The organism is Eubacteriales bacterium mix99 (genome assembly GCA_038396605.1).
Classification (GTDB): domain Bacteria; phylum Bacillota; class Clostridia; order Caldicoprobacterales; family DTU083; genus UBA4874.
Genome location: CP121690.1, coordinates 2,435,977 through 2,450,832, shown reverse-complemented (window position 1 = coordinate 2,450,832; position 14,856 = coordinate 2,435,977). Strand labels below are relative to the sequence as shown.

The 14,856-nt window shown below is 48.8% G+C and carries 16 protein-coding genes; 1 reads left to right on the top strand and 15 read right to left on the bottom strand.

The window, feature by feature from the left end; all coding sequences use genetic code 11:
- Positions 1 to 28: 28 nt before the first annotated feature.
- The gene (gcvT, locus tag QBE55_10810) at positions 29 to 1,159 is read right to left on the bottom strand and encodes a glycine cleavage system aminomethyltransferase GcvT (GenBank protein WZL78019.1); all 1,131 of its coding nucleotides are present in this window, start codon (positions 1,157 to 1,159) and stop codon (positions 29 to 31) included.
- A 157-nt stretch (positions 1,160 to 1,316) separates the two neighbouring features.
- On the opposite strand from gcvT, the gene QBE55_10805 reads away from it, so the two are divergent.
- Positions 1,317 to 1,535: a hypothetical protein gene (locus QBE55_10805; protein WZL78018.1), complete on the top strand. Its 219-nt coding sequence runs from the start codon at positions 1,317 to 1,319 to the stop codon at positions 1,533 to 1,535.
- Positions 1,536 to 1,767: 232 nt separating this feature from the next.
- On the opposite strand, the gene QBE55_10800 is transcribed toward QBE55_10805, so the two are convergent.
- The 14 genes from QBE55_10800 to smc all read right to left on the bottom strand — a co-directional run bounded on the left by QBE55_10800 (position 1,768) and on the right by smc (position 14,819).
- On the bottom strand, positions 1,768 to 2,193 hold the full coding sequence (locus QBE55_10800) for a prepilin-type N-terminal cleavage/methylation domain-containing protein (protein ID WZL78017.1): 426 nt from the start codon (positions 2,191 to 2,193) through the stop codon (positions 1,768 to 1,770).
- A gap of 30 nt (positions 2,194 to 2,223) precedes the next feature.
- Positions 2,224 to 3,759 carry a YifB family Mg chelatase-like AAA ATPase gene (locus QBE55_10795; protein WZL78016.1) on the bottom strand — a complete coding sequence of 512 codons (1,536 nt, stop codon included), beginning with the start codon at positions 3,757 to 3,759 and terminating at the stop codon, positions 2,224 to 2,226.
- 36 nt (positions 3,760 to 3,795) lie between these two features.
- Entirely contained in the window at positions 3,796 to 4,578 is a 783-nt protein-coding gene (locus QBE55_10790; protein WZL78015.1) for a ribonuclease HII, read from the bottom strand.
- A gap of 16 nt (positions 4,579 to 4,594) precedes the next feature.
- Entirely contained in the window at positions 4,595 to 5,461 is an 867-nt protein-coding gene (gene ylqF, locus QBE55_10785; GenBank protein WZL78014.1) for a ribosome biogenesis GTPase YlqF, read from the bottom strand.
- A 35-nt stretch (positions 5,462 to 5,496) separates the two neighbouring features.
- A complete protein-coding gene (gene lepB / locus QBE55_10780; protein ID WZL78013.1) occupies positions 5,497 to 6,141 on the bottom strand; it encodes a signal peptidase I in 645 nt (214 codons plus the stop codon).
- A 64-nt stretch (positions 6,142 to 6,205) separates the two neighbouring features.
- On the bottom strand, positions 6,206 to 6,556 hold the full coding sequence (gene rplS / locus QBE55_10775; GenBank protein ID WZL78012.1) for a 50S ribosomal protein L19: 351 nt from the start codon (positions 6,554 to 6,556) through the stop codon (positions 6,206 to 6,208).
- 109 nt (positions 6,557 to 6,665) lie between these two features.
- Positions 6,666 to 7,403 carry a tRNA (guanosine(37)-N1)-methyltransferase TrmD gene (gene trmD / locus QBE55_10770; GenBank protein ID WZL78011.1) on the bottom strand — a complete coding sequence of 246 codons (738 nt, stop codon included), beginning with the start codon at positions 7,401 to 7,403 and terminating at the stop codon, positions 6,666 to 6,668.
- Complete coding sequence (gene rimM, locus QBE55_10765; GenBank protein ID WZL78010.1) at positions 7,393 to 7,944, bottom strand: ribosome maturation factor RimM; 552 nt, start codon at positions 7,942 to 7,944, stop codon at positions 7,393 to 7,395. The genes trmD and rimM overlap by 11 nt, the downstream gene beginning before the upstream one ends.
- The gene (locus QBE55_10760) at positions 7,931 to 8,158 is read right to left on the bottom strand and encodes a KH domain-containing protein (protein WZL78009.1); all 228 of its coding nucleotides are present in this window, start codon (positions 8,156 to 8,158) and stop codon (positions 7,931 to 7,933) included. Before QBE55_10760 ends, rimM begins: the two co-directional genes overlap by 14 nt.
- A gap of 12 nt (positions 8,159 to 8,170) precedes the next feature.
- Positions 8,171 to 8,410 carry a 30S ribosomal protein S16 gene (gene rpsP / locus QBE55_10755; protein ID WZL78008.1) on the bottom strand — a complete coding sequence of 80 codons (240 nt, stop codon included), beginning with the start codon at positions 8,408 to 8,410 and terminating at the stop codon, positions 8,171 to 8,173.
- A gap of 94 nt (positions 8,411 to 8,504) precedes the next feature.
- Entirely contained in the window at positions 8,505 to 9,830 is a 1,326-nt protein-coding gene (ffh, locus tag QBE55_10750; GenBank protein ID WZL78007.1) for a signal recognition particle protein, read from the bottom strand.
- Between the two features lie 4 nt (positions 9,831 to 9,834).
- The gene (locus QBE55_10745; protein WZL78006.1) at positions 9,835 to 10,173 is read right to left on the bottom strand and encodes a DNA-binding protein; all 339 of its coding nucleotides are present in this window, start codon (positions 10,171 to 10,173) and stop codon (positions 9,835 to 9,837) included.
- A gap of 127 nt (positions 10,174 to 10,300) precedes the next feature.
- Positions 10,301 to 11,233: a signal recognition particle-docking protein FtsY gene (ftsY, locus tag QBE55_10740; protein WZL78005.1), complete on the bottom strand. Its 933-nt coding sequence runs from the start codon at positions 11,231 to 11,233 to the stop codon at positions 10,301 to 10,303.
- 16 nt (positions 11,234 to 11,249) lie between these two features.
- Complete coding sequence (smc, locus tag QBE55_10735) at positions 11,250 to 14,819, bottom strand: chromosome segregation protein SMC (protein ID WZL78004.1); 3,570 nt, start codon at positions 14,817 to 14,819, stop codon at positions 11,250 to 11,252.
- Between the last annotated feature and the right edge of the window lie 37 nt (positions 14,820 to 14,856).

Here is a 14,856-nt window from a genome sequence, read left to right as displayed (position 1 = left end):
AGCCTGAAAGTCTGCCTCAATACCTTTCCTATGAAAAATATGGTTCCGGTAAATATTTCTGATATTTCTTTTTATAGAAAGGGGTTTCCACGGTGATGCCGGGAACCGACTTTCCCCGTATCGCAACCTCGATGGTATTTCCCGGAGCGGCAATTCCGGCATCCACCAATGCCAGCCCCAGATTTTTCTCCAGGGTGGGCGAATAATAACCGGTGGTCACACGACCTGCTTTTTTCCCATTCTTCCGGATCTCATAACCACTTCTCGGTATTCCCCGGCCCTTTATCTCAAAGCCGGCAATCTTTCTTTCAAGACCCCTTTCCTTCTGCGCGGCAAGGGCCTTTTTCCCCATAAAGTCCGTTTTCTCCATTTTTACAAAATGTTCAAGATCTGCCTCCAACGGTGTTATATCTTCTGTCAGTTCCCTGCCATATAGCGGCAGGCAAGCTTCAAACCGCAGCGTATCCCTGCACCCCAGGCCGGCTGGCTTCAGGCCGAACTCCTTCCCGGCCTCCAGCAGATCCTCCCATAGCTTCATCGCATGATCCGGACTCAAATAAACTTCGAAGCCGTCTTCTCCGGTGTAACCTGTCCGGGAGACCAGACAGGATACTCCCTGGATACGGATCGAATCGGAAAAGCGGAAAAAGCGGATCTTGCCTGCTTCCTCTCCGATAAAGGCTCTCATCAGGTCCACCGATTTGGGACCCTGGATGGCCAATTGGGCAACATCATCAGACCGGTCGCTTACTGTGACCTGATATCCCTCCGTATGATCCATCATCCATTTTACATCCTTGAACCGATTGGCAGCGTTGACGACAATCATATAATGCTGTCCGGAGAAACGATAGGCCATGACATCATCCACTGCTCCGCCGTTTTCATTGAGCAGGATGCTATACTGCGTCTGACCGTCCCGAATCCTGGAAATATCATTGGATAAAAGCATATTCAAATAAATAGAAGCATCTTTCCCTGCCACTTCGACTTCTCCCATATGGGAAACATCAAATACACCGGCTGCTTTCCGGACTGCCTGATGCTCCGCCAGGATCCCTTCAAACTGAAGAGGAAGTGCCCATCCTTCAAAATTAACAATTTTTGCTCCAACCCCTCCGTAGGCAGGATAAACAGCCGTTTTGTGAAGATGATCCAATCAAATCCCCCCTTTTTGCTTTAATCATACTATATGTATGGGCGGAATTCAACAAGACATTTTTAATATCTGCCTGGATTACCATATTTCTCTGACATGCACAAACAGCCAAAGATATTAATAATATAAATCAAGGATAGCATAGGAGGTGAAATCGATGGGATACGGCTTTGGTACGGAAGGCAGGGATGGTCGTGGCTTCTTTGGCGGAGCAGATGATTCGCTGCTGTTCTTCTTCCTGCTTTTGATAATTATTTTCTGCAACTGCGAATTTTTCGATAATGGAAGTGAATTGCTGTTCTTCTTCCTGATACTCGTCTTTCTTTTTGGAGGAGCATTTATAGGAGGCCCCGGTGGCTGCGCCACTGCAGAATAAGCGTTAGGCAACACAAAAAAGAGCGGATCCCCGGAAAAGATTCGCTCTTTTTGCTGCTTCCTTCCTATATTCTGATGTTTTGCCTTCCTGCCGTGATTATTTCTTCATATCAAACCAGCCCTTGTCATCTCTCCCGGCTTCCTGTGATGGATTGCTTTACAGCTATACTATTCCCAACAATCCGCCTTTCTTTCCTGATCAATTCTGTTGCCGGCTGTTCCGGACAGAAAGCTTACTCTCCGTTGGCTATTTCGCCGTTTTTGTCGATGGCAGGAGCACTTGTGATCTCACCCTCCGATATCTCCCAGGTAAACTGACGCCCTTTATTGGTGTCCAGCTGGAACGCCGCCCCTGGTTCAATCAGGTCCGCTCCGCCCTGTAAACTGCCGGATGGATCCACCGTTATCGCACCGGTCTTCTCTTCGACCGCGATGACAACCTGACCAGATGTTATGCTTCCGTCTGCTGCAACTATGGCAATCGCATTGTTCAAAGTGGAAAATGTCGTCCTGTCCGCTGATACCTTTGCCTTTTTCTGATATCCTGTCAGCTTCGGCACGGCAACTGCCGTCAGAATTCCCAGAATCGCAATGACAACAATGAGTTCAATCAGGGTGAATCCCTTTCTGTTTCGGATCTTCTTTCCCTGCTTTTCCATCTGAAATCCTCCCTTGTGAAAAAATAAAGATCATCCCCAGTATTGCCGGTCCAGGCTGCGATATTGAATCGCCTCTGCCAGATGGGCGTCCTGTATGTTTTCTTCCCCCCCCAGATCCGCTATGGTCCGTGCCACACGCAAAATACGGTCATAGGCCCTTGCACTCAGGGACAAAACGCGGAAGGCATCCTTGATCATAAGTTTTTGACTGTCGGTCAGTTTACAATAGGTATCGATTTGCCTGGAACTTAACTGGGCATTGCTGAAAATACCCTTTTTGTGATATCTCTGAAGCTGAATTGCCCGGGCTTTGTCAACGCACCCCTTCATTTCCCGGGAATTTTCTCCTTCCCGCTTGCCGGTCAGTTTTTCAAAACTGACGGGATCCACTTCAATATGCATGTCAAAACGATCCAGAAGAGGGCCGGAAATCCTATCCAGATATCGTGAAATTTGGTGGGGAGTGCAATTGCACTCATGAGACGGGTCAATTGAACGAAAATAGCCACAGGGACATGGATTCATGCTCCCAACCAGCATGAATTTGGAGGGGAAAGAAACACTCCCCTGTGCCCGGGACACGGTAATATAACCATCTTCCAAAGGCTGCCGGAGAACTTCCAGCGCCTCCCTTTTATATTCCGGAAGTTCATCCAGGAAAAGAACTCCATGATGCGCCAGGCTGATTTCCCCTGGCTTGGGCACTCTTCCTCCACCGACGAGGGCAATTCGAGAAACCGTATGATGAGGGGCCCGAAAAGGTCTGGTTCGGATCAATCCCTTCGAAGGATCCAATAAGGCAGCAGCGCTGTAAATCCTGGTGATCTCAAGGGCTTCGGGATAAGTCAGATCCGGCAGAATGGAAGGCAGTCTCTTGGCCAGCATGGTTTTTCCGGTTCCGGGGCTTCCGATCATCAGAATATTGTGACCACCGGCTGCGGCGATCTTTAAAGCCCTTTTGGCTCCTTCCTGACCTTTTACATCAGAATAATCCTCCAGGGCAGGAACCGGATGTTCCGGCAGGGCTTCCCTGTCGGGTTGCCAGGGACGAAGGGTTCCTTCTTGATTCAACGCAGACACCAGATCCCTGAGATGATCAAAGGGATATACGCTCATCGCTTTGACATGGATTGCTTCCGGAGCATTTGCCGTGGAAAGAACCGTTTTATGCTCCGTATCGGATACCGACAGCAGCATAGGCAAAACGCCGTTTACCGGCCGAATGGATCCATCCAGGGACAATTCCCCCAAATAAACCGGGCGGAAATCCGGACTCTCCGTAATCTGACCGGTTGCCTTCAGAATACCGACTGCAATGGCCAGATCATAAGCAGAGCCTTCTTTTTTCGTATCACTGGGAGCCATATTGACCGTAATGCGTTTTACCGGAAAATCAAAGCCACTGTTCTTGATGGCAGAACGAACCCGTTCCCTGGATTCCTTCACTGCGGTATCCGCCAGACCGACAATCTCAAATCCAGGCAGTCCATTGGCAATATCCACTTCAATATCCACAATGTACCCATTGATGCCAAACAGTCCGGAACTTTTTACCTTGGCCAGCATGACAAAGAAGCCCCCCTTCTCTTTGCAGTCCTTTCCTTACAGAGTCTTTCCCTGCAGGATCTTCTTCATGAAGCTCCGGCGATGGATGGGTGACATGCCATATCGCCGGATCGCCTCCACATGTTGTTTTGTGCCGTAACCCTTATGCTGCTCAAAACCATATTGCGGATAGGTTCCTGCCAGCTTGTCCATCATCCGGTCCCGTGTAACCTTTGCAATAATGGAAGCAGCCGCAATGGACTGGGACTTTCCATCCCCGCCTACAATGGACAGTTGAGGGACAGACAGGGATTCCAGGTGCATGGCATCAATCAGAACATACTGCGGCGCTTTTCTGCAGGCATTCACAGCCTGGAACATGGCCTCCATGGTTGCCTGGTAGATATTGATTTCATCGATTCGCTCCGGACCGACCATGCCAACTCCGATTGCCTCCGCCTTGTCAGAAATGATATCATAAAATCTTTCCCGTTTGCCGGCGGTAAGCTTTTTGGAGTCATCCACTCCTTCAATGACCAGATCCGGAGGCAAAATAACACACGCTGCAACAACCGGTCCTGCCAGAGGCCCGCGTCCAACCTCATCCATTCCTCCAACAAGAGCGTACCCTTCGGCCCATAACCGTCTCTCTTCAACTAGCATCGTTTCTGACTTTTCCCTTTGCTTTTGGAGTGCTTCCTGCAGGCGGTAATATTTTACCAGAAGTTTTTTCACACCAATACGGCTGTCTTCTTCCATTGCTGCCAGCAGCTGTTCCGGATTCGGTTCCTTCCGAAGCATACTGCGGACTTCCGGGATGGAAATATTATGTATGTTCACTTTTTCAAAAGCCCCCTTACCTGGAACCTGCCACGCCCTCCTCCGGAATCTCCAATGTGGTCCTGCCCAATAACCCGGATTGATATTCCTTTAACACCTGCCTGGAACTTCTCTCCCTGTCCGGTATCCCACCGGTATCCAGCCAACCGCGGTTTTGCGCAATATCCTGCAGAAGTTCATCGCCATGCTTATTGAAATCCTTCAGGTGATACCGATCTGTCAGAAGCTCCGGATACAGTCCGGCCATCTCCTTCAGAAAGTGGCAGGCAATTTCCTCCTGGTCCATGATCTCTTCCCGGAGGGAACCAGTATATGCCAGATGCAGACCTGTCCTTTCCTGCTCCAATCTGGGCCACAGAAGTCCGGGAGTATCCAGCAATTCAAAATATGGAGTAACCCTTACCCATTGCTTTGCCCTGGTGACGCCAGGGCGGTTGCCGGTTTTTGCTTTCACCGCCCCGGAAAGCCGGTTGATCAGAGTGGACTTCCCTACGTTCGGAATCCCCACCACCATTGCACGGATGGTCTTGTGAATTCCTTTACGTCGTCGGATTTCCCGGCTTTTCTGATCTGCCAGTTCCAAAACCATCTTTTTTAAACGCTTTCCGTCCTGCCCATCCAGGGAGTTGATGGCAAGAGCAGCGTTTCCCCGCTCTTCAAAATATTTTATCCAGATTCCTGTTTTTCGCGGATCGGCATAGTCGCTCTTGTTCAGCACCATTACCAGGATTTTATCACGGAACATGCTTTGAAAATCCGGGTGGATGCTGCTGACCGGGATCCTGGCGTCCAGCAGTTCAATTACCATATCCACCAGCTTCAGGTTCTCCTGGATCAGCTTTTTGGCCTGGGCCATATGTCCGGGATACCAGTTGATTGTCAAAATAAAAACCTCTTTCCGTTTTTGATGGATGAAGTTCAATGAATCTGTGTCAGGCGATCCAGTGGCCACAGGCGGAATACCGCTTTTCCAAGCAGATTGTCCATAGGGACAAAACCCACATGAAGATCCCTGCTGTCCTTACTGCCGTTCCGGTTGTCCCCCAAAGCAAAAAAGGTACCTTTTGGAACCGTCACTTCTTCGTAATCATCATAAGGCGGTTCCAGAATATATGGTTCCATTAAAGCCTTATCATTTACATAAACGACCCCGTCCCTGATTCGAACCCGATCCCCCGGCAGCCCGATGATCCGCTTTACATAATTGGTATGCGGATCTTCCGGAGTTTTAAAAATCACGACATCGCCATGGTTCGGCTCTCCTATGAAATATCCGATTTTATTGACAAAAATCCGGTCTGCGTCATGGAGCGTCGGAAGCATGGAAGAACCATCCACCAGTATGATTTCAAACAGAAAAGTACGGATCAGGAGCGCAAGCACGACGGCTGTAACGATTGCCTGAATCCATTCCTTCATTTCCTTCAGCGGATCGTTCGTTTCCTTTTTGGAAGAGACTTTTTTTTCATCATTGTTTCCTTCCGCATCTGTTTCTGTCGTGGACCGCCTGATATTTTTCCCTTCCGGATTTATACCGGAAGAATTCCTCTCTTTTTCCTCCATTGGGGAACACCTGCCTTATCGGACATATAAAACAATATGGGACCGTTTTTCCGGTCCCACATCATTATTTATTGCCTTGAATTTCTCTGACTTTTGCTGCTTTCCCGACCCGGTTCCGCAGATAGAAAAGCTTTGCCCTGCGTACCCTGCCGCGATGCAGGACTTCAATCTGTGCAACTCTGGGAGAATGAAGAGGAAATGTCCTCTCAACACCCACTCCATAGGAAACCCTTCGAACCGTAAAGGTTTCGCTGACACCGCCGCCATTGCGCTGAATCACAGTGCCTTCAAATGCCTGCAGCCTTTCGCGGGTACCTTCCACGACCTTTACATATACTTTTACAGTATCTCCAACGGAAAATTCCGTTATATCCTTTTTCAATTGTTCCTGCTCCAAAGTGTCTATTATATTCATGTTTCTTCCCTCCTTTTTACAAGACATTCCCGACTTTTCAGGAAAAGCGGCCTTCCTGCCCGTCACAACCTGGATTATATCATAATCTATATTTTCGGCGCAAGAAATGTCAAAAATTATTCTTCTGCTCATTGAGCCAATCCTGATCTTCCTGCGACAACTCCGCTTTCTTTATCAAATCGGGGCGTTTCAAAAACGTATTTTTCAGGCTCTGCCGCCTCCGCCATTTGCTGATCTCCTTATGGTTCCCGGACAGCAGAACTTCCGGTACCGTATTCCCATCATATTCCGCAGGCCTGGTGTATTGAGGATATTCCAGCAAGCCGGTTGAGTGGGACTCCTCCAGGATGGACTCGGAACTGCCCAATACACCGGGAATCAAGCGGGCAACGCAGTCTGTCAGGACCATGGCGGGAAGCTCCCCGCCGGTCAATACATAATCACCGATGGAAATCTCCTGATCCACATATTTATCAATAATACGCTGGTCAATCCCCTCATAATGCCCGCACAGCAAAATCATTGCAGGCTCTTTTGAAATCTCATCTGCCAGACGCTGATTCCATACCATCCCCTGAGGGGACAGATAGATCACCTTCGGCTTCTCACCGAAATATCGGGACAGAACATAATCCAACGCATCGGATAATGGCTGAGGTATCAATACCATACCGGCGCCACCGCCATAGGGGTAATCATCGGCCTGGCTATGCTTATTTGCGGCAAAATCACGAATATTGAAGATCTCCAGATCAAGAATCTTCTTTTCCACAGCCCTGCCTACAATGCTGGTCATCCGAAAGGCATCAAACATTTCCGGAAATAAAGTAAGAATATCAATTTTCATCCGGCAACAGCCCCCTCATATCGGAAAGATCCACAAGAATCGTTCCCACTGAAGGATCCACCCGGGTCACGACGCTTTTCAGGGCAGGAAGCAACATTTCTCCCTCCGGCCCTTCTACAACATATACATCGTTGCTGCCGGTTCTTAGTATGTTTTCAATGGTTCCCAGAAATTTTCCGGCGTCCGTCCAAACCCTGCAGCCGATCAAGTCCCCGATAAAGAAAGTATCTTTTGGCAAAACACGGGCCATTTTCCGGGGAATCCACAGATACTGACCCCGCAGGGGCTCCACCGATTCCACCGTGCAACAGTCTTTCAGATACAGATAGACAAAATCCCTGTCATATCGCCGGGCTGTAATTGCCAGCTCTTTGTAGCCCTCTTCCTTCTTCACACAGACGCATGTCAATTCATCAAAACGTCTTTTCTCATCCGACAGTGGTTTCACCTTGATTTCGCCTTTCAGGCCATGAGGCTTCAGCACAACGCCAACGGATAAATAATCCAGCATCCCTTTCTCACGCCTTTTATACGATTTCAACGGCAACCTTTTTGTTTTCCCTGACAGCAGCCGCCTTGACCACCGTTCGAATGGCTTTTGCAATTCTGCCCTGCTTTCCGATTACCTTACCCATGTCATCGGATGCCACCCGAAGCTCTATGGTCATTCCTTCATTTCCCTCCACTGTCCGGACATCCACCTGATCCGGATGATCCACCAGGGACTTTGCCAGGAATTCCACCAATTCAGCCATTCCATATGCCTCCTATAGTATACCGTTTTTCTTCAGAAGGGCACGGACCGTGTCTGTAGGCTGAGCACCTTTATTCAGCCAATCCTTTGCCCGATCCGCATCAACTTCCATCTCGGAAGGATTGGTATTGGGATTGTAATGCCCGATTTCCTCCAAAAACCTTCCGTCCCTTGCATAGCGGGAATCTGCAACTACGATACGATAAAAAGGTGCTTTCTTTTTCCCAATTCTTTTTAATCTGATTTTTACCACATTCTCACCTCCAACAAAAGAATCAACCCAATCCTTAAAGGATCGGGAAACCAGCCGCAAACTCCGAAACGGCAGATCTGCGGCGTGCCGGCAATCAAAAAGGCAATCGGAATCTGCCTTTTTTGCCTTTTGCTCCATTGAGCTGCTTCATCATCTTTTTTAATTCCTCATAGGATTTCAGCAGTTGATTGACATCCTGAATACGGGCCCCGCTTCCGGCAGCAATTCGTTTCCTGCGACTGGCATTGATCAGAGAAGGATTGTTCCGTTCCTTCTTTGTCATGGATTGAATGATTGCCTGGGTTCTGGGGATTTGTCTTTCGTCAACCTGAACTCCTTTCAGTTTCCCTGCATTCAGCCCAGGTATCATGGCCAGGATATCGCTCATGGAACCCATTCCCTTGATCTGCTCCAGCTGCTCCAGATAATCATCCAGGGTAAACGTCTGGGTACGGAGCTTTTTCTCCATTTCCTGTGCTTTCCTGCTGTCCATGTTGGCCTGTGCTTTCTCAATCACAGTCAGCACATCGCCCATACCAAGGATCCGGGATGCCATTCGATCCGGATGAAACACCTCCAGATCCTCCAGCTTTTCCCCCGTACCGACAAACTTGACTGGCTTTCCGGTCACCGCCCGGACGGACAGTGCAGCGCCTCCCCTGGTATCCCCATCCAGCTTGGTCAGGATCACTCCGTCTATTCCAAGCTTTTCATGAAAGGACTGGGCCACATTGACAGCATCCTGCCCGGTCATGGCATCCACTACAAGCAAAATCTCATGAGGATGGATGCCGTTCCTGATGGACTTCAGTTCCTCCATCAGCTCTTCATTGATATGAAGCCGTCCTGCCGTATCCACCAGAAGCATGTCATACTGATGATCCTTTGCATACTCCAGAGCCTCTTTGGCAATGGCAACAGGATTTTCCCGTCCGCGCTCAAAGACCGGTGTATTCACCTTTTCCCCAACAATCTTTAGCTGCTCTATTGCGGCAGGGCGATAGATATCGCAAGCTACCAGCAGTGGATTCTTGCCCTGCTTCCTGAAATAACGGGCCAATTTGCCGGCATGAGTCGTCTTTCCGGCACCCTGCAGCCCAACCAGCATAAGAATGGTCGGCGGGCTGGAAGCAATGGTTACCTTACTTTGGGTTCCTCCCATCAATGCAGTCAGTTCTTCGTTCACGATCTTGATGACCTGATGCCCGGGAGTCAGGCTTTCCATAATCTCCTGCCCCACAGCACGATCAGTTATTTTCCGGATCAGATCCTTCACAACGACAAAGTTGACATCCGCTTCCAGCAATGCCAGCTTCACTTCCCGCATGGCGGACTTTACATCCTTCTCATTCAGTTTGCCCTTTCCGGTAAGCTTTTTGAAAGTTGCCTGCAGCTTATCCGCCAGACCTTCAAACGGCAAATTCTCAACCTCCCATACAGTTGCTCTTCAGCCGGTTCATTTCCTGCCGGCATGCGTCCAAACCAGCTGCCAGTTCCTCCAGCTGCCGGTCTGCATGCTCCAGACCGGCGCGGATTTCAGACAACTGACTCCGGAAGCCCAGCTTTTCGTCGGTGATCCGTAAAGTATGCTCCGAACGCTGAATCAGATCATGTACCCCCTGCCTGGTGATTCCTTCATTATCAGCCACTTCCTGTAAAGAAAGGTTATAGTTATAATACTGATCCATGGCATCCTTCTGTTTGTCGGTCAGCAGTCCACCGTATAAATCCAGCAAGGAAGCCATTTCTTCAAATTTATTCATCCTGCATTCCATCCCTGCGTTATACTTTTCCGGCAGTCAAGTATTTTTCCTTTACAGGTTGCTATTATACTATAGCTGAATGGATCCGTCAAGCATTTTTCTTTGATAACCAGGTTCGTCATTTGGCCTAAGATTCAAACAGGGCATCTGTAAAATCTTCTGGTACAAAAGGCTGCAAATCCTCTGTCTGCTCCCCTACGCCTACATAATAAACCGGGATATCAAGCAGGGACTTCACAGCGATGATGACCCCACCCTTTGCGGTTCCATCCAGTTTCGTCAAGGCAATGCCATTGATTCCAACCACTTCCCGAAACAGGGATGCCTGGGAAACGGCATTCTGACCGGTTGTGGCGTCCAGGACCAAAAGGACTTCCTTATGGGCTTCCGGAAATTGCCGGTCAATAATCCGATTCATCTTTTCCAATTCATTCATCAGATTCTTTTTATTGTGAAGCCGCCCGGCTGTATCGCAGAGCAGGATGTCCGTTCCCCTGGACCTGGCAGATTGAATAGCATCAAAAACCACTGCAGAAGGGTCTGCTCCCTCTTTATGGCGAATAATGGGGACCTGCGCCCGTTTGCACCAGATTTCCAGTTGCTCCCCTGCAGCAGCGCGAAACGTATCTGCCGCAGCCACCAGTACTTTTTTGCCTTGCTTTCGGTAGCGGTCCGCCAGCTTCCCGATGGTAGTGGTCTTGCCTACTCCATTGACGCCGACTACCAACAGTACCGTCGGGTGCGGAAGGATCAGAGGCTGTGTATTCCTTTTCAAAATGGAGGTAATACTATCCTTTAGCAGGTCCTTGATTCTTGAAGGATCCCCTATTTTATCCTCTTTTACCTTTTCCCGTATACCGGAAATGATTTTTTCACTGGTTGGCACCCCGACATCCCCCATAATCAATGTGTCTTCCAGGTCGTCGAAAAAATCATCATCTATCTGACGATAGTACCGGATCAATTCATCCACCCGATCTGTGATACTGCCCCTGGTCCTGGTGAGACCGTTCTTCAGTCTTGAAAAAAAACCTTTTTTCTTCCTGTCGTCGCTTTCCATTCAGATTCCTCCTGCTCTAACTGACCATCTCATCAAACTTGACGGAAATAAGGCTGGAAACTCCCTTTTCCTCCATAGCAATGCCATACAGAACATCACTGGCTTCCATAGTGCCCTTCCTGTGCGTAATAATGATAAACTGGGTATCCCGGGAAAATTCCCTGATATATTTCCCAAACTGCTCTACATTGCTGTCATCCAACGCAGCATCAATCTCATCCAGTACACAAAACGGTGTCGGCTTATGCTTCAATATGGCAAAAAGGATCGCTATTGCCGTCAGGGTGCGCTCTCCTCCGGACAACAGGGACAGGTTCTGCAGTTTCTTTCCCGGAGGCTGTGCAGTAATAGCAATGCCGCAGTTCAAAACATCTTTTGGATCTTCCAGTACCAACCGGGCATGTCCCCCGCCGAACAGCTGGTGAAATGTGGTGGCGAAATATTCATTGATGATGTCAAACTCTTTTCGGAACTGTTTCTTCATGGTTTCCGTAATATCTTCTATGACTTCCTGCAGATTTTCCCTTGCCGTGATCAGATCATTACGCTGCTCCTTCAGAAACTGATATCGTTCCCGGACCTTTTGGTACTCTTCAATGGCGCGGACATTGACTTCCCCCAAATCGGAAATTTCCTTTTTCAATGCCCGGATCCGCTCCTTTATCTCACCTGGAGTCAGGGAATCATCCCGATAGGACAGCGCGTTCCGGTAGGTGATCTCATATTCTTCCCATATATTATTCTGGTAATTTTCCAGTTCTGCCTCATATCTTGAACATTGCACCTCAAACCGGTACTTTTTGTCGGTCAGTTCCCCGGAAGACTGATCCAAGTTCCGGATATCCTTCTCCATCTCCTGAAGACGGGATTCGGCTTTCCCCCTCTGCCTTTCTGTTTCCTCCATTTTCACTTGCATGCTCTCCGCCTGGTTGTCCATGTCCTGGATTCTGCCTTTCATCTGTTCCATGGATCCCTGGATTTTTTCCGTCTCATCCTTGTTATTTAAAAGCTTTTGCTTTTTGGAACCCATGGATGCACTGTGATGATCTGCCTCCTCCTGAATTCGTCCTATCTGATCCTCCAGACCCTGCACCTCCTGCTGCAAAGCTGCCGTCTGAATCCGGATATCGGTCCATTTTTGATGAAGACTTTCTTTTTTCTTCAGTTTTTCCTTCCAATTGCGTTCCGAATCCCCGACTTTTGTCTCAATATCCGCATTTTTTTCCTTCAGTGAGGATATCTCCCGTTTCGCCTTTTCGATGGTAGAGTGCAATTCCTTCAAGCCCTGATCAATTTGGTTCCGCTCCTCCCGGTATGCATCCAGTTCCTTCTCCGCCTGAACTTTTTGAGCCGTTACCCGACGCAGATCTTCCTTCTCTGAAATCTGAATCTTTTCCATATTTCTCAGCTCAGATCCCGCTTTCTCCAGGCTTTGCCTGTGATCGCGATAAACGATCTGCAATCTTTCTTTTTCGGATTCCAGGTCTGCAATGCCGGACTTCCGTGAAGTGATTGCCTGCTGTGTATCCCGGATTTCCCGGTCCCGGCTCAGAATGCCGGTTCCCTTCACCGCACTGCTTCCGCCGGTCATGGAGCCTCCGGGGTTTACCACGTCCCCTGCCCGCGTGACAATGCGAAAGGAATAGGAAAAGCGCCGGGCAATGCGAATGGCAGCGTCCAGATCATTTGCTATCACAACCCTGCCCAGCAGATTCTCCAGAATATCATGATATTTGGGATCACAGGAAACCATCTCCGAGGCAACGCCAAGGCAACCCGGCATTTCCAGCGTCTCCCGTTCCCTGCGGTTTAAAGTCCTTCCCCGGATGGAGGAAACAGGCAGAAAGGTTGCGCGGCCGTAATGATTCTTTTTCAGAAAACCAATCAGATGTTTGGCGTCCTCCTCATTCTCCGTAACAATGTGTTGGAGACTGCCTCCCAAAACTGTCTCAACGGCAACTTCGAAATCCTTTGGAACATGTATCAGGGAAGCCACCACGCCGCATACTTTCCCGGCAATGCCGGAATTGGACCGGCAGGCGGTCAGCACCTCCCGGACAGCCCGATAGAAACCTTCATAGCTTCTCTTCATATCCCCGAGCAATTTCAATCGGGACCGTTCCCCCTCCAGTTGCCGTTTTTGCTTCTGTATGGATTCTTCCTGATCTGAAAGGGTCTGTTTTTCTTCCTGTATGGACTTTTCCAGCGCTTCTTTTTCCTTTTGCTTCTTTTCGGTCATTTGAATGGTTGACAGGGCCTTGTTCCGACAGGCGGATTCCGATTCCAACAAATGTTCCTTTTCCGACCTGATGTCATTGGAGCGCTTTGTTATGGTGTCCAGCCTGGAATTCAGGTTGGTTTCCATCGTTTCATAGCGGGTCAGACGACTTTTGCAATCCGAAATGGCATTCAGGATCCGGATGATATTTTCTTTGGTTTCCTCCGTCTGTTTTTGATTATAACTGATTTCCAAGTCCAGATCCGCTATTTTTGTCTGCAGTCCGGATGCTTTCTTCTGAGCTTCCCCAAAGGCCTGCTTTTTACCGGTCAGAACACCGTCCATCGTTTTCCTCTGCAGGAAGCAATGCTCTGTGTCTTTCTGTTCCTGGGAAATCTCGTCCTGAAGCCTCACGGAATCTTTTTTGAATTGCTCCATCCGCTCAAGACTTACATTCCGCTCACCACGGAGACGTTCAGAATGATTCAGTAAATCATAGCGTTCCTTTCGCAGCTTCTCTGCCTGTTCTTTCAGACGGCTCAGGGATTCTGACAGCTTGTCCCGACCGGCTTCGATTTTGGCCAGCTCATTCCTGCGCGATGCCAATTCCTTTTCCAGGTCATCCATTTGCTTTTTCCATTCAGAAATCCGTTTTATATGATGCGTATATTGATTTAGAAATCGATTGATTTCACAAACCTTCAGTTGCTCTTTCCGCTTCAGGTACTCCTTTGCAGTTCGGGACTGCACCTCCAGAGGCTGAAGCCGCTGTTCCAATTCCGACAGGATGTCCTCCGCACGCAGCAGATTATCCTGTGTCTTTTCCAGCTTTTTATCTGCCTCTTCCCGCCTTGTCTTGTATTTTACGATTCCTGCAGCTTCTTCAAATATATATCTTCGTTCCTCGGACCGGTTGCTCAGGATCTCATCAATACGGCCCTGACCGATAATGGAATATCCTTCCTTTCCAACGCCGGTGTCCATGAACAGCATCACAATATCCTTCAGGCGGCAGGCACTGCGATTGATATAGTACTCACTTTCCCCGGATCGAAAAACCCTGCGGGTAATGGTGATTTCCGCATATTCCACCGGAAGGGCGCCGTCTGCATTGTCCAAAGTCAGGGACACCTCTGCAAAGCCCAGGGATTTTCGGGTTTCGGTACCGGAAAAAATCACATCTTCCATTTTGGAACCACGGAGGGATTTGACGCTCTGCTCCCCCAAAACCCAGCGGACTGCATCGGCAATATTGCTTTTCCCACTGCCATTGGGCCCGACAATGGCAGTAATGCCGTTGTCAAATTTCATATAAATCCGGTCTGCAAAAGATTTGAACCCATAGATCTCCAGTTTCTTTAAAATCAATTTCCAAACACCTCAATCGAAGTTCCTGATGAAAGAA

Excerpts from the sequence above, each read along its gene's own strand:
- QBE55_10805 (WZL78018.1), top strand. The coding sequence starts at position 1,317 with ATGGGATACGGCTTTGGTACGGAAGGCAGGGATGGTCGTGGCTTCTTT.
- QBE55_10800 (WZL78017.1), bottom strand. The coding sequence starts at position 2,193 with ATGGAAAAGCAGGGAAAGAAGATCCGAAACAGAAAGGGATTCACCCTG.
- QBE55_10795 (WZL78016.1), bottom strand. The coding sequence starts at position 3,759 with ATGCTGGCCAAGGTAAAAAGTTCCGGACTGTTTGGCATCAATGGGTAC.
- lepB (WZL78013.1), bottom strand. The coding sequence starts at position 6,141 with ATGGAGGAAAAAGAGAGGAATTCTTCCGGTATAAATCCGGAAGGGAAA.
- rplS (WZL78012.1), bottom strand. The coding sequence starts at position 6,556 with ATGAATATAATAGACACTTTGGAGCAGGAACAATTGAAAAAGGATATA.
- trmD (WZL78011.1), bottom strand. The coding sequence starts at position 7,403 with ATGAAAATTGATATTCTTACTTTATTTCCGGAAATGTTTGATGCCTTT.
- QBE55_10760 (WZL78009.1), bottom strand. The coding sequence starts at position 8,158 with ATGGCTGAATTGGTGGAATTCCTGGCAAAGTCCCTGGTGGATCATCCG.
- QBE55_10745 (WZL78006.1), bottom strand. The coding sequence starts at position 10,173 with ATGAATAAATTTGAAGAAATGGCTTCCTTGCTGGATTTATACGGTGGA.
- ftsY (WZL78005.1), bottom strand. The coding sequence starts at position 11,233 with ATGGAAAGCGACGACAGGAAGAAAAAAGGTTTTTTTTCAAGACTGAAG.